The sequence below is a fragment of the Enterobacter sp. PTB genome (assembly GCF_051130085.1).
Classification (GTDB): domain Bacteria; phylum Pseudomonadota; class Gammaproteobacteria; order Enterobacterales; family Enterobacteriaceae; genus Enterobacter; species Enterobacter ludwigii.
This window is the reverse complement of record NZ_JBDKEE010000002.1, coordinates 228,817-246,294: the sequence shown is the minus strand read 5'-3', so window position 1 is coordinate 246,294 and position 17,478 is coordinate 228,817. Positions and strand designations below refer to the sequence as shown.

The following is a 17,478-nucleotide window of genomic DNA, read 5'->3' as shown; positions in this document are numbered from 1 at the left end:
GCGTGACCGATACGAGAGCAGACAAATCGTCCCTTTTTGCACACATCCCAAACACATCCGTACGATGAAATACCCTCACTGCAGCGTCGCAGGCCATCTGTAATGTGAGGTTTTTATGTTTTTGATAATCGCGTTTTTGGGCGGGATGATAAGCCTGCTCAGTCCATGTACGCTCCCGGTGATACCTCTTCTGTTTGCCGGTTTTCAGGGGCAGCGAAGACATATCCTGGCTCTGCTGGCAGGGATGATCGTGATGTTTACCGTGGTGGCGATGGTTGTTACGGTTGCCAGTGAATGGATCACGGATGCCACGATAATAGGGCGCTGGCTGGCACTCATTATTCTGGCTACGGCCGCGCTGGCCTTAATTTTCCCGTCCTTCGCCCAGCGCATAGCCGGGCCTGCGGTCAGCGCGGGCAATATCCTCAACACCCGCAGCGGACAAACGCGCGGAATGTTTTCCGCTTTCCTGGCCGGACTGGCCGTCGGTCTGCTCTGGTCTCCCTGTGCCGGACCGATCCTCGGGGCTATTTTCAGTATCAATATTGCGGGTCATTCGGCCATCACCACCGGCGCGCTGTTGGCGGCGTATGGCAGCGGATGTGCGCTTATGCTGGGCCTGCTTATGGCCGGCGGTCGGAAACTGATGGCACCGCTGCGAGCCAAATCAGCGCTGATGGAAAGGATGCGCAAGGGGGCGGGCGTGGTGATGTTAGCGGCTGTGGCGTTCAACGCCACGGGGATGAACTCGGTACTGAAAGGTGCAAATGGGGTGGCAGACCGTCTTGAAACGACGCTGTTGACCCTGGCGAAGCCCGCCACTGCGCCAATAAAACTGCAGCCGGTCGTAATGACCGAACCCAGCAGTCAGTTGCCTTCGTTAAGTGGAGGTACCGGGTGGATTAATGGTGACCCTGTCACGTCTGAATCATTGCGGGGTAAAGTCGTTCTGATTGATTTCTGGACCTGGGACTGCATCAACTGCCAGCATACGCTCCCGCATGTCCGCGACTGGGCCACGCGATATCAGTCCCAGGGTCTGGTGGTCATCGGCGTGCATACGCCTGAATATCCGTGGGAAAAACCGCTCTCGTCGGTGAAAAACGCGGTGAACAAATGGCAACTGCCGTATCGGATCGTGACGGATAATAACTACCAAATCTGGAACGCCTTCGGTAACCAGTACTGGCCGGCACATTACTATTTCGATGCCAAAGGGCAGTTACGTTATACCTCTTTTGGTGAAGGTAACTATGAAGAACAGGAAAAAGTTATCCAGCAGCTGCTTAAAGAGGCCCGCTCATAACGTTGCTCAGGGCTGACGTTGAGCAATGATAAACAACCGTGGAAAAGCCAGCAGTATCTGCCCGTTTTCCTGGAGCGGATACTGCTCTTCCAGCATTTCATGGTAGCGCTTGAGAAAACGTTTCTGCTCGCTCTCATTAAGCTCCTGCAGCCACGGACGTAAACCGGTCGCGCTTACCCAGTCAATGATGGCCTGGTGTGAGCTCATTTTATGGAAATAGGTTGTCCGCCAGATATCCACATCACAACCGGCGTCTGTCAGAATGTCGTAATAGGCATGCACGCCGGGCAAGGCTTCACGACCCCGATCGGGATAGCCTTGTTCCCAGGCAACTTCACGCATCGCCACATGAGTGGGCTCAAGCCAGTTGTCAGGCATCTGAATGGCCAGTACGCCATTTAACGTGAGCAGAGAGACCAGGTGCGGCAGGAGATCGTAGTGGTCGGGCACCCACTGCAATGAGGCATTGGCGTAAATCAGGCTCAGCGGCTGGCCGGGCTTAAACTGGCGGATATCGGCCTCAACAAAGTGGCAATCCGGTAAGGCGCTGCGGGCTTCGTCCAGCATCGCAGGTGAGTTATCGACCCCTGTGACGTGCGCTGAAGGCCAGCGATGTTTTAACAGCGCCGTACTGTTTCCAGGCCCGCAGCCCAGATCGACGATGGATGACACGTCATCCAGGGGAATTCGGGCGAGCAATTCAGCGGCGGGGCGCGTACGTTCGGCTCCGTATCGCAGGTACAGGGAAGGGTTCCTGTCAGCCATCTTTGCATCTCCGTTGTGCATGCTTCAGCAAGAATAGCACACGCAGACACCTGCACTGCGGCAGGTGTCTGTCCTGCGGCAATTACAGAATGCCTTTCAGGGCAACATGATAAAGCAGCATGATGGTTTTCCCGTCGACAATCCTGCCCGTTTCAATGCCGCGCAGTGCCTCTTCCAGCGTCATTTCCAGTACGTCGATATCCTCACCCTCCGCTTTGAGTCCACCGCCTTCACTGGATCTATCTTTCGGTTGGTATTCGGCGAGATAAAAATAGAGTTTTTCAGTGACGGAGCCCGGGCTCATGTAAGCTTCAAAAATTTTCTGAACGCGGGAAACGCTATAGCCGGTCTCTTCTTCCGCTTCTGCTTTAATCCGGCTTTCCGGATCCATGTTATCGAGCAAGCCCGCAGCAGCTTCAATAAGGTCATCTTCGTGCCCGTTAATAAAGACAGGGAAGCGGAACTGGCGGGTCAGGATCACCGTCTTTTTATCCCGGTTATAAAGCAGGATGGTGGCTCCGTTTCCCCGGTCGTAAACTTCGCGATTTTGCCGCTGCCATTCGCCATCGCGTCGCTGCAGATCAAAGGTATATTTTTTCAGGATGTACCAGTTATCAGACAGTGTTTCACTTTCTATGATGCGTACATCTGCACGTTTTGATTGCACGTTTGTTCCTCCTTACGTAGAGTAATTATCATAAACAGCATTGTCGTGCAGTTTCAAGATTAAACGTGCAATATCAGGAATTCCTTATGCTCACAACGCAGCGAAAACAATTGATCCTTGAAAAGCTCGAGGCTGAAGGTCAGGTCCAGTCGAAAGCGCTCAGCACGCTTTTCGCGGTGTCTGAAGATACCATTCGGCGCGATTTACGCGAGCTTGCGGCAGAAGGGCGTTTACAGCGTGTTCACGGCGGGGCGCTGCCGTCATCCTCGGCCATTGCCCCGTTTGCTGAGCGTAAATCGGTAAAGATGGATGCCAAGAAAAATGTCGCCCGTAAAGGTGCGCAGCTGATTTCTGACGGCCAGGTGGTGATCATTGACGGCGGCACGACCACGTCAGAGCTGATTACGTTTTTACCTCCTGATTTGAAGATAACCGTGGTCACGCACAGCCCAGGCATTGCGCTGGGACTTGTCGAACATCCCTCCATTGAGGTTATCCTGATCGGTGGCCGTCTGTATAAACACTCTATTGTCGCGGTCGGCGCGGCTGCTATCGAAGGCATCGAAAAAATCCATGCGGACCTGTTCTTTATGGGAGTAACTGGCATCCATCCTGATGCGGGCCTGACGACCGGTGATTTTGAAGAGGCGAGTATCAAACGTGCATTTTCCGGCAGAGCCGCCGAAACGGTTGTGCTGGCTTCCCCCGAAAAAATCAATACCGCGTCATCTTTTGTGATTGGCGATCTGTCGCTGGTGAACACGATTGTCGTTGAAGACGATACCGATAGCGCCTGGATTAACGCGGTAAAAGAAAAGGGGGTTTCCGTGGTGATGACCTCTGAACCGGAAAAGGCATAACCCACGCGAAAAGCCTTTATGATCCGGCCTGTCGGTAAGCCGACAGGCTGGCAGGCAACATCAAACCTGAGGGATATCCTCAAGCGTAGTGTAAATCTTAAGCCCCAGCGTTTGCGCCACCTCAATGTCCATATCGGCCCCTTTGGACGCGCCGGCAATCCGGTAGAGAGCATCACATTTCGCAATGAGTCGGTGCGCGACGGGATACAGCATTGCTTCACTGATTTCATCACCCATCGATTTCGAGCCAGCCGCTTTTGCCAACGGTAAGGCCAGCCATTCGCCAATAACCGGAACGTGGCCACGTTGATAGACGGCTAACGCCGCATTTTCAAGACGAGCAAGGTTTTCATCAATGCGCGCCTGTACGCCATCGGTGCCGCTACGATAGGGGCCGGCGATTAAAATCAACTGTTGTGTCATATCAACCTCAGTAAGTAAAAATGCATGAGTTTGCACGCTTGTGCGTCTTTTGTTTCTGCCCTCATATTAATCGGCAATTTCGTGCAATTTCAAGTAATATTGTGCATTGTGAGTTTTTTAAGACAGTTGCAGAAGAGTAGAGCTGGTCTATGCTCAAAAAGCAGAGATCAACCATTCTCTGGGCGTATTGAAAAATAAGAATAATCTTGCGTTTCAGGGGGGGGAAATGAAGAGGATCCTGCTCGTTACATTGTCATGCTTGCTCTCGGTAATCTCCTTTCTCAGCATAGCCGCAGAGCCGCGCCAGGAGCCGACAGATCGGGAGCGCGCCAGAACGGTTTATATTTTCCATCAGCCGATTGTTATGCTGCAGGCAAAATTCGGTCTGACCACGCCTGAAGAGCGAGTTTTGCGCATTCGTAATACGCTGCGCAATTTCTCTCAACAGGATGTTCGGGAGCCCCTGAAAATTATTCCGGTTACCCGTTACAACCAACCGGGAAGACTGATTGTGATGAACGGCAAGCCGGTGATGTTACTGGCACAAGCCGATCTCGATGAGGGTGACGACCTGACGCTTGATGAGGCAGCTCAACGTGTGCTGACCCGAATGGAGGCACAACGTACGGCGCTTCGCGATCAATATGACGCCGGGTGGCTGGCATTATCGGCAGGCAAAACGGCCGCAGGGCTGCTGGCACTGTTTGTTTTCTGGTACGGTGCCTGGCGGTCATGGCGTGGAGTAAGGCGTTTTTACCGAGGCCGCATTCTTGAGAACCGCAGTATCATTCCACAACGCTGGCGCAGGTTTGTCGGCGCGATTGAGACTCGTGTGTATGCTTTGCTGATGATTATTTTGGGTATTCTCGGGCTTTATATCTGGCTAAGTTGGGCATTCAGTCTGTTTCCCTGGACGCGCGTTTGGGGGGCATCGCTGGGTGACTGGACCATGCGTGTTCTGCGGGATATTGCACTGTCGATTGTCTCGGCTATGCCGGGCATTTTAATCGTCCTGATTATTTTTCTTATCACAGCCTTCATTCTAAAACTCCTTAAAGTCTTGTTAAATCAGGTAGAAGCAGGGCGTTTACACCTTCCCGGGATCCATCCTGAAACCGTCGGCGCGACGAGGAAGTTAATTTCTGTGGTGGTATGGTTATTTGCTCTGTCTGCAGCATACCCGTTTTTACCGGGGGCCAATTCACTGGCCTTTAAAGGTATCAGTGTATTCTTTGGGCTGATGTTGACTCTGGGATCTGCCGGGGTGATGAATCATGCCATGAGTGGCCTGGTACTGATTTACTCGCGAGCCTTGAGAAAAGGCGACATCATTCGGGTCGCGGATAACGAAGGGTTGGTCACAGAGATAGGTATGCTCGCGACGAAAATCATTACGCGGGAGAATTATGTTGTAACCGTACCGAATGCTGTCGTAGTTAGCGGCAAAATCACTAATCTCAGCGCGCAAAATCCAGATGGTGGCGTGAACCTGACGACAGGTGTCACTATCGGATACGACACGCCATGGCGGCAAGTTCATGCCATGCTGGAGATAGCCGCCAGACGGGCGAAATGTATCGATCAGTCACAACAGCCGCTGGTAAGACAATTGAGTTTGATGGACTGGTATATTGCTTATGAACTTCAGGTGAAGCTGCGTGCCGGGCAATCACTGGCGGAGGCCCGCAATGAACTGCACAGCAATATTCAGGATGTCTTTAACGAGTTTAATGTACAAATCATGTCGCCAAACTTTGTGATGCAACCAGAAGGCGCGGTCGTCGTGACGGAAGATAACTGGTATGCAGCGCCGGCAGAGAAGCCAGAGAATAAACAGCGTGAGTGAAGATGGCTATGCAGGTTTAGAGGATTCGGAGCAGATAAGGTGCATTTGAGGCTGTCAAACACCAGACAAGGATGACCACAAAAAGCCAGATTCTGCCTTAATCCATGCAAGTGCGCATAATGTATATTATGTTAAATAGATTATTATGATCCATTCCTGAGCAATGCTAATTACGCAATCCTACCCTTTTCTAATTCCTACCTATTCTGGCTGGCCCCCAGATATTGGATCAAAGTTTTAACACTGCTATCATCGAAATCATAAAATTACTCTGCTTGCCGTTTGAATATTCAGGCAGTCCACAAAAGCGTCATTTGCCCTCATGGAACGAAGGAGTTCTCTGATGAACCTCCCTGGTCAACCTTCACCTGACAACACTTTACCTGGTTACGACCTTTCTCGCAGTCTCGGTAATCAGACAGGTGCAGATATCGATTTTAAAAAACTGGCTGAACAGCTGGACTGCATGCGAAATTTTTACAACGTCGGTATTATTTTTGACGATGGTAGACAACGCTGGCTTGTACGCCCTTCCCGCCGTATCGCGGATGCTAATCAGAGCACCGTGAGCCATGTGGTGATAAGTAAAGTGCCGGATATCAAGCAACACAGTGCTGAAAAAGCCGTTGTTGCTGCTCTCACAGCGCCGTCACTGGCCACTGAAATTACCTCAACTGGTTTTGCCTGTGGTGCGATGATCGTAACGTTGGTCATGGCGTTTGGTGCCGGTGCGGCAGTACCAATGACTGCGGGAGGATCCGGGGTAATAGCTGCAATTAGTCTATCAGGTGCACTCGCGACCGGTGCGCAGTGCATGATTGGAGCTGGCAGACTGCTGGCTATTAATAACGATCACGGATCCGATGTTGCCTGGCTGGACAGCCAGGACTGGTATATTGCCACTTCTACAGTCTTGGATGTTATTTCGCTGGCTGCTGCTGGAACGGCACTGAAAGGTACATTAGAAACTTACAAGCTGATGAAAGCGGCTTCCTCAAGTAAAGTTATAACTTGGTTCCAGAGCCTTAGTCGTGCTGAGAGAAAACGAATTACAGAAGAAATCATCAAAGCTCAGAATCCTGGCATCTCCAGTTCCGGAGTTAAGGCTGCAATTCGTGCAGGTGTTTATCCGAAACGATTCCCCAGCGAATCATTGCAAAAATCACTGCAGCGTGAGTTGGTTAATGCGGTAACCAATGCCTCGGCATTTGTTGGTAGTTCACTTACGGGCACCATTCGAAATCCACAGAACACAGTCAAGTCTGGGCGCTATGTGGTAGGACTATTACAGTCATTTTCCCCAAATTAAGCGTAGAGTATTCAAATGCTTAAAGAGCTATCCCGTCGTCTACAACACTGTAACGACATAGCGGTACGTATAAACAATGCCAACGCTTCACAGTTGCAAGAACTGAAAACGCAGTTGGTCCAGCAGATGGGTAAGCCCGTGGGGCTACATACTATGGGTATCCCTGCGGCAATCAGCACCCTCGGGGTGATTGTCAGTTTTGCTATTCCGCAGCTATGGTTGGGCTACGGCGTATTCGCCGCACTCAATCAGCCGGCAGAAAAGGTATTTGCGTGGGTAGTGCTGATTGCCCTTCTGTTCGCCGGCATCAACGGTCTGACGATGTTTATGATGGGTAAAGGCAGTATTCGCGCCGTGCGGGTACATCTTTCTCTGGCATTCATAAGCCTTCTGCTGACGGTCGTTTATCTGATTGCGGCTCTGAGCGGCACCATCTGGCCAGGCGTCAATTTAACAGCCGCACTGGTGAGTGTTGTCATGTTGCTGCTCAGCGGTTTCTGTATACGATCTCCTTCCTTCTATAAGATGCTGCTATTTACACTTCATAACCGCGCCTGGCGCCAGCAAATCCGCCAGACACGCTATAACATGCAGCGTTAAACACATTCCCGCCACTACTGGCGGGACTTCGCCCTGTGCCTGCGCAACCTTATCGCTCGGTCGCGGAGATCAGAAAATCAATCAGGGCTTTCACCCTTTTCGTTTTCCCCGCGTTTTTCGGGTAATAGAGATACACTGGCGGCTACGCCTGGCAGCTGGCTAAGGCGAACGCGCTTGCAGAACGCGAAGGACTGACGCCCTTTGTTTCCATGCAGAGTCATTACAACCTGATTATGCGTGAAGATGAACGTGAACTCTTCGGTTTATGCGCTGAGGATGGGATTGCGTTGACGCCCTATAGCGCGCTGGCAAGCGGCCGCCTCTCCCGTAAAGATGGCCACACGCGGCGAGCCGTCGAGGATGACTACGCCCGCGAGAAGTATGACCGTACGGCAGAACAAGATCGGATCATTATCGAACGCGTTGCCGAGCTTGCCGAACAGTATCAGGTATCCATGACGGAAATATCACTCGCCTGGCTACTGACCAGGGTCACCTCACCCATTGTTGGTGCCACGCAAAAACGTCATGTCGAAGGTGCGGTAAACGCCGTGAGTCTGCAGCTGAGCCCGGAGGCGATCCGCTATCTGGAAGAATGCTATCAGCCCCACCTTCTGACGGGGGTTATGGCGCAAAATACGCCGCATACCAAAGACGTTAAGCAGGTCTGGACGCGGTAGCCTGTTTCTGGTTTAGAAAAAGGATCATCATGAAAAAGAGTCTCATGTTTTTAGCTTACCTGCTAATAAGCAGCCCTGCCTTTACAAAAAGTCAGGGCATACAGGGTACGCCCGTGATGAATATCGTTGAGATAAGCATCACGCCCGATCGGGACAGGCATTTTGATGAGGTTGCCAGGCAAACAATCACCGCTTCGGTTGATCATGAGGCGGGCACGCTGGCGATGTACGCGCTGAAACGCAGTGACAATGCGCGTCAGGCATATATGGTTGAGCTTTATGCAAGCGAGTTGGCCTACCGCAAACATCTGGATGCCGCTCCATACAAAGCGTTTGATGCTCAAGCTCCTGATATGATTGATCGGAAGCTGAAAATCACACTGGTGCCGCAATTTACAGGGGACAAACACATTATACCCGATGAGCGGACCATCAATAATCTGGTGGTAGTCGAGGTGAAGCCGGAATATCAGACCGAATTCAAAAACATTGTCCTTCCTGAAATGGCTCAGTCGCTCAACATAGAAAAAGGCGTGCTTGCCATGTATGCCGCGACAGACGTAGATGATCCCCACCGCTGGTATTTCTATGAGATTTACGCCAGTGAGGAAGATTATCAACTCCACAGACAGACGCTGCACTTTAGGGATTATCTAAAGCAAACGGCGCACATGAGTACCCGTAAAACGTCTATTCCTGTCAAACCACTATTTCTGCGTAATAAAGGCGGGATAACCGCAGAAATCGCCCCTGGCGGCTAAAGCGTAGAAAAATGGCGTTTACGCAGGCCAGGTGTGATACATTCCGGGCGCTCTAATGACCACCACACATGACAGGTATGCAGAACATAACTCAACATTTTCGCTGGCTTCTGCTTGTTATCCCGTCACTGAGCGGTTGTGGCACCCTCTCGCAAATGTCCTCCCCGGCAGGAACACAGGAACTCCTCACCCATAAATCGCTGGACGGCGACGTTGATAGCGTGGTCCGTCACTATATGGCGCAAAAATCCGTTCCCGGGATGACGGTTGCGGTGATCCATAATTACGGTTCTCCGCAGTTTTACAGTTGGGGCGTAACCGATGTGGCCAATCGCTACCCGATCGGGTCCAATACCTTGTTTGCCCTCGGTTCGCTCAGCAAAGGGATTACGGCGGAAGTGGTGGCTTGTCTGGTGAACGAAGGAAGGCTGAGTTGGGACGATAACCTGGCGACATTGCTGCCACCGGGTACGCCCTTAAGCGCAGATGCACAAAAAATTACTCTACTGGAACTGGTGACCCACACCTCTGGCCTGCCCCGTCAGAATATGGATGTTCCGATGCTGGGAAAATTCATCAGCTATTTAAGCAGTGGTGATAACTTTTATGGCGAACTGGATAGCGATAACGTATTGCGCTATTTAGCCAACTGGCATGCACCGCAGCATAAAATGCCGCAATACTCTAATACCGGCTATGCCCTGATTGGCTATATCCTGAAACACAAAACCGGCGAAGATATTCAGAGTTTAGCCTCGCGCTATATTTTTCAACCGCTGCAAATGGCTAACAGTAGTTTTACTCCCCAGACGTTAAAGGGATACCCGCAGCGTGCGCTTGGCCACGCTGGCGATCAGCCCAAATTCATCCCGCGCGGTCAGCTGACGCCCGACTGGCATTTTTCCAACAACATGGTAGCGGCAGCGAGTTTATACAGTAACGCCGAAGATCTGGCCGCGTATGCTCGCTATCACGTGGCGACAACCGACAATCGCTTATTGGATAGCGTCTTTGCTGAAGTCAGTAATACCGATATTCAACGCCCCGACGGTGTACAGGGTATTGCCTGGACCACCGATTTTATCGGTCTGGAAAAAATTACTTATCAGGTAGGCTATATTGGCGGCTACTCAAGCTTTATCGGTTTCGATAAACAAAAAGGCAATGCGGTAGTCGTGCTTCAAAATGCATTTAACTGGAGTAACTATATTGGTATCGCACTATTAATGGATATGGCGAAAAACGATAGCCAGAGAGAAGAACATTCTCGCGCGCTGTAACCTCGCCTGGTCATGTCTGCAAACCAACTGCAGCGCTTCTCCGTATCGGCATGATACTGCTCAGCGGTGGCTGCATTCTTACTGCGACCTTCTAAAAGATGCTGAAAACGCCCCTCACTCGAGGGGCGTATACCCGTGACATCCACCACGCGCCAGTTAATTCGCCTGATTCATACGGCGATGTTTCTCTGCCTGTTGCTGGTGAATAACAGAAGACGGCCCATTGTTCGCCGTTTCATGCACAATGGCGGCCTTCTCATGCTCATTCATCGCAGAGAAAGACTTTGCCGATTCGGGAGTAGTATTACAGGGGCCAGCTTTGAGCATTTTCTTGTGCATCTCAGCCATGGTTTGATGCGCAGTTGCCTGAGCGTTATTAACCTGGTCGTGCATGTTGATCGTTTCTGCTGCCCAGCCAGATGAGGTGACAGCCATAATGGTGACAATGGATAACAGGATCTTTTTCATGGTCGAATCTCCTAAGTTTACATGCTCTGCAATATCGTTGAATGAAAAGTCAGAGATAAATGCATCGGCGTCTGAATTATCATTGATTATAAAAACCGACCTCTGTTTATCCCGTGACGGGCTGATGACATTTCTGTCACTGGGCCATACGGGGAATAACCCCCTGCCCCATACGCATAAAAAAGGACACTCCAGCGTGTCCTTTTAATATCGTCGCGCATTTATTTATGTCTTCGCAGCCAGATTAATTTGTAGGCGGCCGGAATAATGAACAGGGATAACAGCGGAGCCGTAATCATTCCTCCAATCATCGGCGCGGCTATCCGGCTCATGACTTCTGAGCCCGCACCGGTTCCCCAGAGGATGGGCAACAGACCGGCAATGATAACCGCTACGGTCATCGCTTTCGGTCTCACGCGGAGTACCGCCCCCTGATAAAGGGCTTCATCGAGACCTTCCGCGGTAAAGGTTTCCCGCTGGGCAAGCGCCGGATGGGCTTCAATGGCATGACGCAAGTACATCAGCATCACCACGCCAAACTCTGCTGCCACCCCGGCCAGGGCAATAAAGCCGGTTCCGGTCGCCACGGACATATGGAAGCCCTGCCAGTACAGGAACCAAATTCCGCCGACCAGGGCGAATGGCAGACTCATCAGAATAAGCAGTGCCTCATCAACACGACGTAATGCCAGATATAACAAAATGAATATGATCATTACCGTCATCGGCACCATCAGTTTCAGTTTTTTATTGGCGTGCTCCAGCAATTCAAACTGTCCGGAGAAAGAGACACTGGTGCCCGGTCTTAATTTTACGTGCTGGCTGATAGCGGTTTTAATGTCGTTTACAACCGACACCATATCCCTGCCACGGGCATCAATATAAATCCAGCTGGCAGGACGGGCATTTTCCGTTTTCAGCATGGTAGGTCCGGAAACGACACGAATATCAGCGACATCGCCCAGGGTAATTTGCTGTTTCATGGGCGTCAGAATGGGCATCTGTTTCAGTGCCTGTGGGCTGTTTCGGTAATCCTGAGGGTAGCGGATATTGATCGGGTAACGGGCTACGCCCTCAACCGTCTCGCCGGTTGTTGCGCCACCGATTGCTGATGAGACAAACAGCTGCACATCACCCACCGTCATTCCGTATCGGGATGCTTTCTCCCGGTTGATATCCACGTCGATGTAGCGTCCGCCTTCCAGACGTTCTGCCAGTGCTGAAACCACGCCCGGCACGGTTTTGGCCACCGCTTCGATACGTTGTGCCGTGACATCAATATCAGACAAAACGGTGCCAGACACCTTGATACCGATTGGGCTTTTAATGCCGGTGGAGAGCATATCTATACGGTTACGGATCGGCGGTACCCAGAGGTTAGCCAGTCCGGGCAAACGCACGGTCTTATCCAGCTCATCAACGATCTTGTCAATCGTCATTCCTGGTCGCCACTGATCTTCAGGTTTGAGCTGAAGGGTGGTTTCGACCATTTCCAGTGGCGCGGAGTCGGTCGCCGTTTCGGCCTTACCGGTCTTACCAAATACGGACGCCACTTCAGGGACGGTTTTGATTAATTTGTCTGTCGTCTGCAAGAGCGCGGCAGCCTCTGCCGGCGATACGCCAGGTAACGTTGAAGGCATGTACAGCAGATCGCCCTCATTGATCTTTGGCAGAAATTCCCCCCCGACCTGACTCAGCGGCCATATGACCGTAAAAATAGTTAACGCCGCAATCAGCAAGGTCGTTTTCGGCCAGTGGAGCACGCGAAGCAATAACGGATGATAGGCATTAATCAGCAGTCGGTTCAGCGGGTTGCTGGTCTCCGCGGGGATTTTCCCTCTGATCCAGAACCCCATCAGTATAGGAATGACGATGATTGCCAGCGCGGCCGCGCCCGCCATGGCATACGTCTTCGTGAAGGCCAGCGGCCCAAACAGGCGCCCTTCCTGTCCCTCAAGCGTGAAAATGGGGATGAACGACAAGGTGATGATCAGCAGGCTGATAAAGAGCGCCGGGCCCACTTCAACGGACGCATCGGTAATGACCTTCCAGCGGGTTGCGTTGTCTATCTGCTCCCCTGGGTGTTGATGATCCCACTCTTCCAGCCGTTTATGCGCATTTTCAATCATCACAATGGCGGCATCCACCATCGCCCCCACGGCAATGGCAATCCCGCCCAGAGACATAATATTGGCGTTTAGCCCCTGGAAATGCATGACGATAAAGGCAATGCACAGGCCAAGCGGCAGAGAAACGATCGCCACCAGCGCAGAGCGGATATGCCAGAGGAACAGCGCACAGACGATGGCTACCACGATAAACTCTTCAAGGAGTTTATTACTCAGGTTATCAATGGCGCGGTCAATTAACTGGCTGCGATCGTAGGTGGTCACCACCTCGACACCCTCTGGCAGGCTGGCTTTCAGCGTCTCCAGCTTGTCTTTCACTGCGGTAATGACTTCCCGTGCGTTTTTCCCCGAGCGCAGGATCACGACGCCACCAGCAACTTCGCCCTGGCCGTTAAGCTCTGCAATGCCGCGCCGCATTTCCGGGCCCGTTTGCACGCGTGCCACATCGCGCAGATAAACCGGCACGCCGTTCTCGCCCGTTTTCAGGACGATATTATTGAAATCATCAATGGACTGAAGGTAACCGCTGGCGCGGACCATGTACTCCGCTTCCGCCATTTCAATGGATGATCCCCCTGCTTCCTGGTTAGATGATTCGAGAGCTTGTTTAACGTTGGGCAGCGTGACACCGTACTGCGCCAGTTTCAACGGGTTAACCTGAATCTGATACTGCTTAACCACGCCGCCTACTGACGCAACCTCCGCGACGTTAGGGATGGTTTTCAGTTCGAATTTCAGGAACCAGTCCTGAAGGGAACGCAGTTCTGCAAGATCGTGTTTTCCGCTGTGATCCACCAGAGCATATTCAAATATCCAGCCGACACCGGTGGCATCTGGTCCTATTTCTGAGCTTACTCCGGCAGGCAATTTGCCCTGAACCTGGTTCAGGTATTCCAGAACGCGCGAGCGGGCCCAGTACAGGTCGGTACCGTCTTCAAAAATGACGTACACATAGGAGTCACCAAACTGGGAAAAACCACGCACGGTCTTTGCGCCGGGTACCGACAGCATGGTTGTCGTGAGCGGATACGTGACCTGATTTTCAACAATCTGCGGGGCCTGACCGGGATAGCTGGTTTTTATGATCACCTGTACATCAGAGAGATCGGGCAATGCATCCACAGGGGTATTGATGATAGTCCATGTTCCCCAGACGCTGAGAAACAAAGCGCCCATCATCACCAGGAAACGGTTGGCGACGGAGCGCCGGATAATCCATTCAATCATCATCGTCTCCTTAATGGCCCGAATGCGCGTCGTCAGTTTTTTCAGGATGACGCATGCGCTCCAGCGCACCGCTAATATTGGCTTCGGAGTCAATCAGGAACAGACCGCTGACCACGACAGAATCGCCTTCGCTCAGTCCGCTGCCAATCGCGGACTGCTGCTGAGATTCATGCAGAACATGAATGCTTTTCGGCACAAAACGCCCTTCCGCATCGACCACAATCACCCGCTGTTCTTTGCCCGTATCAATCACGGCCTGGGATGGGATCAGCAGCATCTCCTGGCTCCTGGCGTTCAGTTTCAGGTAGGCGTTCATGCCGGGTTTCAGGCTTTCGTCTTGGTTGGAGACCTGCAAACGGACCTGCAGCGTGCGGGTAGTTTGATCCACGCTGGGGAGAATGTTCCATTTTTCAACGGCAAACGATTTATCCGGATACGCGGGCACTGAAATTTCAAACTGCGAGCTGTCTTTGAGAAGATACGCAATGGATTCCGGCACGGCCGCACTGATCCAGACCGGATCCATCCCCTGAATCTGTGCCACCACGTTATCTTTGGTAATGTTCATGCCCGTGCGCAGGTTAAACGCCGTAATCACGCCATCTATGGGGGCCTTGATAGTAAAACGGGTCTGGATACTCCGGGTCGCACGCAGTCGTTGAACATCCTCTTCCGGCATGCCGGCAAGACGTAGTCGCTCCAGAACACCTTTTATCTGGGTAGGGCTTCCGCCGGTACCCGATAACAACAGGAACTCGCTTTGCGCTTCCACCCATTCCGGAATGGTGATATCGATAAGCGGCGTCCCTTTTTTGACATGATCGCCCACGGTCAGTGGGTACACTCTCTCGACGAAACCCTCAGAACGCGCCTGCACAATGACAAACTGATATTCGTTATAACTGACGTTGGCCGGTATGGTCTGGGCGTAATTCAGCGCTCCCCGCGTCACTTTCTGCGTTTTGAGTCCCAGGTTCTGAACCTGCGTCGGGTCAATACGAATACCCTCACTGCTTTTTTCGTCATTTTCATCGGCATATTTCGGCACCAGATCCATATCCATAAACGGAGATTTGCCGGGTTTATCAAACCGGGTATCCGGCTTCATCGGGTCATACCAGAAAAGAACTTTTCTCTCAGTCGTGGTCTGTTCTGTTTTTTCTGCGGGATACACCGACTGCCAGGCGATAACTGAAATCAGCCCTCCTGCAATAAGGCTGCCGATGATGACGGCAGCAAACTTTATTCTTAAAGAGGCCATGCTTTTTCTCGCTATTTAATGCTCTTGAGTAAAGAGATATTGCCCTGCTGAACAAACGTAAAATTAACGTGGCTGCCGGCTTTTAAGGCGAGAATAGTTTCGTCTGCCTGGACAAAGGTAAAACGCATGGTCATGGCGGGCCAGCTAATCGCTGGAATAGCATCGTGCGCGATAGTGATTTTTTTAGTGCTCAGATCAACCGCTTTCACCACGCCGGTTCCCGCGATAACCTGCTCTGGCGTGGCTTGTGCTGCTGTGCTCATCTCCCCGTGCTGATGTGTTTCAGCATGCAGGCCTGCAGAAAATATAACGGAGAGTGCACCCAGTACGACCGCGTTAAATAAACTGTTCATTTTTGATTTCCTGATGGAGTAATTAAAAGGAATTACTCAACCCAACCGCCACCCAGCGCGGTGAATAAGTTAATTTCATTCACCTGTCGGGAATAGATAAGGTCGAGAATGGTTTGTTGTGTTGCAAAAAGAGAACGTTCAGCATCGAGCACTTCAATGTAACTGACCGCGCCACTGGAATATAAACCTCTGGCTCGCTGCAGGGTGATATGTAGCGAATCAAGATAACGCTGCTGGGCGTCAAGTTGCTGACTGATGCTGTCCCGCAATGCGAGCGCGTCGGCGACCTGTTTAAAAGCCGCCTGAATTTTTTGTTCGTAATTGACGATTGACTGCTGCTGGCGAATTTCAGCCAGTTTGAGGTTGGCTTTATTCCTTCCGGCATTAAAAACAGGAATGTCAATTTTCGGAATAAAATTCCACATCCCGCTTCCTGCGGTGAAGAGGCTGGATAATTCCGTACTGCTTGCTGAAAGCCCGCTGGTTAGCGTAATAGACGGGAAAAAAGCGGCGCGCGCCGCGCCAATATTGGCATCAGCCGCTTTCAGTTGATACTCCGCTTCCATAATGTCCGGGCGCTGAAGCAATATTTCTGACGGCAGACGAGGCGGCAGTTTGACGGGGGTAATCTCATCGACGCTGCCTCCTTTCTCTGCCGGCAGCGCGCGATAGGTTCCCAGAACCTGCTGCAGGGCATTATTGGCCTGAGCCAGCTCGCCTTCTCTTTTCGCTATTTCTGCACGGGTACTTTCAATCTGCCCCCGGGCCTGTTCAAGTGCCAGAACGTTGGTGCTGCCCGTTACCAGCTGTTGTTCAACAAAAGCCCAGGATTGTTGATAGTTTTTTAGCGTATCGCGGGCAATACGACGTTGTTTGTAGGCCAGCTGCTGGCTGAAATAGCTCTGCGACACGCTGGAGACGAGCAGGATATGCACGGCACGGCGGGCCTCCTCGCTGGCAAAATAGTTCTGTCTGTCAGCATCACTCATATTCCTGAGCTTGCCGAAGAAATCGAGTTCGTAACTGAGGTTCAACCCTGCGTCGTACTGCTGTGTGGTCGGCTTGTCCGTTTTCAGCCCACCGCTGTAGGTCACACCTGACGAGGCATTCAGCTGCGGATACCGGTCGGCATCCGTCACGTTGAACTGCGCGCGCGCTTCTTCAACCTTGAGGGCGGCCATTTTTAAATCACGGTTGTTATTCAGGGCTTCGGCGATCAGTGCTGCGACCTGAGGATCGGTAAAAAAGCTACGCCATCCGCTGTCGTGATACCCCGCCACCACCGGCGTGAGGCTATTTCGGGATAACGAGAACTGCTGCGGAACCGGTGCTGGCGGACGCGCATATTCTGGTGCCAGCGAGACGCAGCCTGCCAGGAAAAATATTGTGCTAATGCTAAGTCGTTTTAATGTGCACATCACGCTTCTCGTCCAGGCAGACCTGGTAAATGTTTCAAATGAAGTCCAGAGTATTACCAGGGTTACTCTACAGCGTGCTTCCTGTTTGCCTGGTGACAGGATAATGACAATGTTGTCATTCTTAA

Annotated in this window: 15 protein-coding genes and 2 pseudogenes; 8 read left to right on the top strand and 9 right to left on the bottom strand. The window is 51.8% G+C overall.

Annotated features, from left to right (window positions below):
* The first annotated feature begins 115 nt into the window (after positions 1-115).
* Positions 116-1,306, top strand: coding sequence for a cytochrome c biogenesis protein/redoxin (locus AAIR21_RS03295; protein ID WP_113656221.1), 1,191 nt, complete (start codon positions 116-118; stop codon positions 1,304-1,306).
* 6 nt (positions 1,307-1,312) lie between these two features.
* On the opposite strand, the gene tam is transcribed toward AAIR21_RS03295, so the two are convergent.
* Entirely contained in the window at positions 1,313-2,071 is a 759-nt protein-coding gene (gene tam / locus AAIR21_RS03290) for a trans-aconitate 2-methyltransferase (protein WP_434679945.1), read from the bottom strand.
* 82 nt (positions 2,072-2,153) lie between these two features.
* A complete protein-coding gene (locus AAIR21_RS03285) occupies positions 2,154-2,738 on the bottom strand; it encodes an NUDIX domain-containing protein (protein ID WP_113656222.1) in 585 nt (194 codons plus the stop codon).
* Positions 2,739-2,824: 86 nt separating this feature from the next.
* Between AAIR21_RS03285 and AAIR21_RS03280 the strand changes: the two genes are divergently transcribed.
* Positions 2,825-3,598: a DeoR/GlpR family DNA-binding transcription regulator gene (locus tag AAIR21_RS03280; RefSeq protein WP_020884137.1), complete on the top strand. Its 774-nt coding sequence runs from the start codon at positions 2,825-2,827 to the stop codon at positions 3,596-3,598.
* Positions 3,599-3,658: 60 nt separating this feature from the next.
* Here AAIR21_RS03280 and AAIR21_RS03275 read toward each other — a convergent pair whose 3' ends face one another.
* Positions 3,659-4,021 (bottom strand): DUF4406 domain-containing protein, encoded by a 363-nt coding sequence (locus tag AAIR21_RS03275; RefSeq protein WP_113656223.1) that lies wholly within the window; start codon positions 4,019-4,021, stop codon positions 3,659-3,661.
* Between the two features lie 226 nt (positions 4,022-4,247).
* Between AAIR21_RS03275 and AAIR21_RS03270 the strand changes: the two genes are divergently transcribed.
* The 3 genes from AAIR21_RS03270 (at position 4,248) to AAIR21_RS03260 (ending at position 7,776) form a co-directional block, all read left to right on the top strand.
* Positions 4,248-5,867 carry a mechanosensitive ion channel family protein gene (locus tag AAIR21_RS03270; protein WP_183516355.1) on the top strand — a complete coding sequence of 540 codons (1,620 nt, stop codon included), beginning with the start codon at positions 4,248-4,250 and terminating at the stop codon, positions 5,865-5,867.
* A 343-nt stretch (positions 5,868-6,210) separates the two neighbouring features.
* Positions 6,211-7,176 carry a hypothetical protein gene (locus AAIR21_RS03265; protein ID WP_063924941.1) on the top strand — a complete coding sequence of 322 codons (966 nt, stop codon included), beginning with the start codon at positions 6,211-6,213 and terminating at the stop codon, positions 7,174-7,176.
* A gap of 15 nt (positions 7,177-7,191) precedes the next feature.
* A complete protein-coding gene (locus AAIR21_RS03260) occupies positions 7,192-7,776 on the top strand; it encodes a hypothetical protein (protein WP_183516354.1) in 585 nt (194 codons plus the stop codon).
* Between the two features lie 49 nt (positions 7,777-7,825).
* Here the strand turns inward: AAIR21_RS03260 and AAIR21_RS03255 are convergent.
* Positions 7,826-7,918: pseudogene (locus AAIR21_RS03255) on the bottom strand (LysR substrate-binding domain-containing protein); the annotation flags it as partial.
* Position 7,919: 1 nt separating this feature from the next.
* Here AAIR21_RS03255 and AAIR21_RS03250 point away from each other — a divergent pair.
* The 3 genes and pseudogenes from AAIR21_RS03250 to AAIR21_RS03240 all read left to right on the top strand — a co-directional run.
* Positions 7,920-8,456, top strand: a pseudogene (locus AAIR21_RS03250) (aldo/keto reductase); the annotation flags it as partial.
* A 29-nt stretch (positions 8,457-8,485) separates the two neighbouring features.
* Complete coding sequence (locus tag AAIR21_RS03245) at positions 8,486-9,217, top strand: putative quinol monooxygenase (RefSeq protein WP_063156421.1); 732 nt, start codon at positions 8,486-8,488, stop codon at positions 9,215-9,217.
* Positions 9,218-9,294: 77 nt separating this feature from the next.
* Positions 9,295-10,497: a serine hydrolase domain-containing protein gene (locus tag AAIR21_RS03240; RefSeq protein ID WP_183516353.1), complete on the top strand. Its 1,203-nt coding sequence runs from the start codon at positions 9,295-9,297 to the stop codon at positions 10,495-10,497.
* A 156-nt stretch (positions 10,498-10,653) separates the two neighbouring features.
* On the opposite strand, the gene AAIR21_RS03235 is transcribed toward AAIR21_RS03240, so the two are convergent.
* The 5 genes from AAIR21_RS03235 to AAIR21_RS03215 form a co-directional block, all read right to left on the bottom strand.
* Positions 10,654-10,965: a Silver-binding protein gene (locus AAIR21_RS03235; protein WP_183516352.1), complete on the bottom strand. Its 312-nt coding sequence runs from the start codon at positions 10,963-10,965 to the stop codon at positions 10,654-10,656.
* A 221-nt stretch (positions 10,966-11,186) separates the two neighbouring features.
* Positions 11,187-14,321 (bottom strand): Cu(+)/Ag(+) efflux RND transporter permease subunit SilA, encoded by a 3,135-nt coding sequence (silA, locus tag AAIR21_RS03230; RefSeq protein WP_183516654.1) that lies wholly within the window; start codon positions 14,319-14,321, stop codon positions 11,187-11,189.
* 10 nt (positions 14,322-14,331) lie between these two features.
* Positions 14,332-15,582 carry an efflux RND transporter periplasmic adaptor subunit gene (locus tag AAIR21_RS03225; RefSeq protein ID WP_063156426.1) on the bottom strand — a complete coding sequence of 417 codons (1,251 nt, stop codon included), beginning with the start codon at positions 15,580-15,582 and terminating at the stop codon, positions 14,332-14,334.
* 11 nt (positions 15,583-15,593) lie between these two features.
* Complete coding sequence (cusF, locus tag AAIR21_RS03220) at positions 15,594-15,935, bottom strand: cation efflux system protein CusF (RefSeq protein WP_063156427.1); 342 nt, start codon at positions 15,933-15,935, stop codon at positions 15,594-15,596.
* 32 nt (positions 15,936-15,967) lie between these two features.
* The gene (locus AAIR21_RS03215) at positions 15,968-17,353 is read right to left on the bottom strand and encodes an efflux transporter outer membrane subunit (RefSeq protein ID WP_183516351.1); all 1,386 of its coding nucleotides are present in this window, start codon (positions 17,351-17,353) and stop codon (positions 15,968-15,970) included.
* Positions 17,354-17,478: the final 125 nt, after the last annotated feature.

What these genes read in the sequence shown, in the direction of transcription:
- cusF (WP_063156427.1), bottom strand. Translation starts at nt 15,935, where the DNA reads ATGAACAGTTTATTTAACGCGGTCGTACTGGGTGCACTCTCCGTTATA.
- AAIR21_RS03275 (WP_113656223.1), bottom strand. Translation starts at nt 4,021, where the DNA reads ATGACACAACAGTTGATTTTAATCGCCGGCCCCTATCGTAGCGGCACC.
- AAIR21_RS03270 (WP_183516355.1), top strand. Translation starts at nt 4,248, where the DNA reads ATGAAGAGGATCCTGCTCGTTACATTGTCATGCTTGCTCTCGGTAATC.
- silA (WP_183516654.1), bottom strand. Translation starts at nt 14,321, where the DNA reads ATGATTGAATGGATTATCCGGCGCTCCGTCGCCAACCGTTTCCTGGTG.
- AAIR21_RS03280 (WP_020884137.1), top strand. Translation starts at nt 2,825, where the DNA reads ATGCTCACAACGCAGCGAAAACAATTGATCCTTGAAAAGCTCGAGGCT.
- AAIR21_RS03235 (WP_183516352.1), bottom strand. Translation starts at nt 10,965, where the DNA reads ATGAAAAAGATCCTGTTATCCATTGTCACCATTATGGCTGTCACCTCA.
- AAIR21_RS03240 (WP_183516353.1), top strand. Translation starts at nt 9,295, where the DNA reads ATGCAGAACATAACTCAACATTTTCGCTGGCTTCTGCTTGTTATCCCG.
- AAIR21_RS03245 (WP_063156421.1), top strand. Translation starts at nt 8,486, where the DNA reads ATGAAAAAGAGTCTCATGTTTTTAGCTTACCTGCTAATAAGCAGCCCT.
- AAIR21_RS03215 (WP_183516351.1), bottom strand. Translation starts at nt 17,353, where the DNA reads ATGTGCACATTAAAACGACTTAGCATTAGCACAATATTTTTCCTGGCA.
- AAIR21_RS03260 (WP_183516354.1), top strand. Translation starts at nt 7,192, where the DNA reads ATGCTTAAAGAGCTATCCCGTCGTCTACAACACTGTAACGACATAGCG.
- AAIR21_RS03225 (WP_063156426.1), bottom strand. Translation starts at nt 15,582, where the DNA reads ATGGCCTCTTTAAGAATAAAGTTTGCTGCCGTCATCATCGGCAGCCTT.
- tam (WP_434679945.1), bottom strand. Translation starts at nt 2,071, where the DNA reads ATGGCTGACAGGAACCCTTCCCTGTACCTGCGATACGGAGCCGAACGT.
- AAIR21_RS03295 (WP_113656221.1), top strand. Translation starts at nt 116, where the DNA reads ATGTTTTTGATAATCGCGTTTTTGGGCGGGATGATAAGCCTGCTCAGT.
- AAIR21_RS03265 (WP_063924941.1), top strand. Translation starts at nt 6,211, where the DNA reads ATGAACCTCCCTGGTCAACCTTCACCTGACAACACTTTACCTGGTTAC.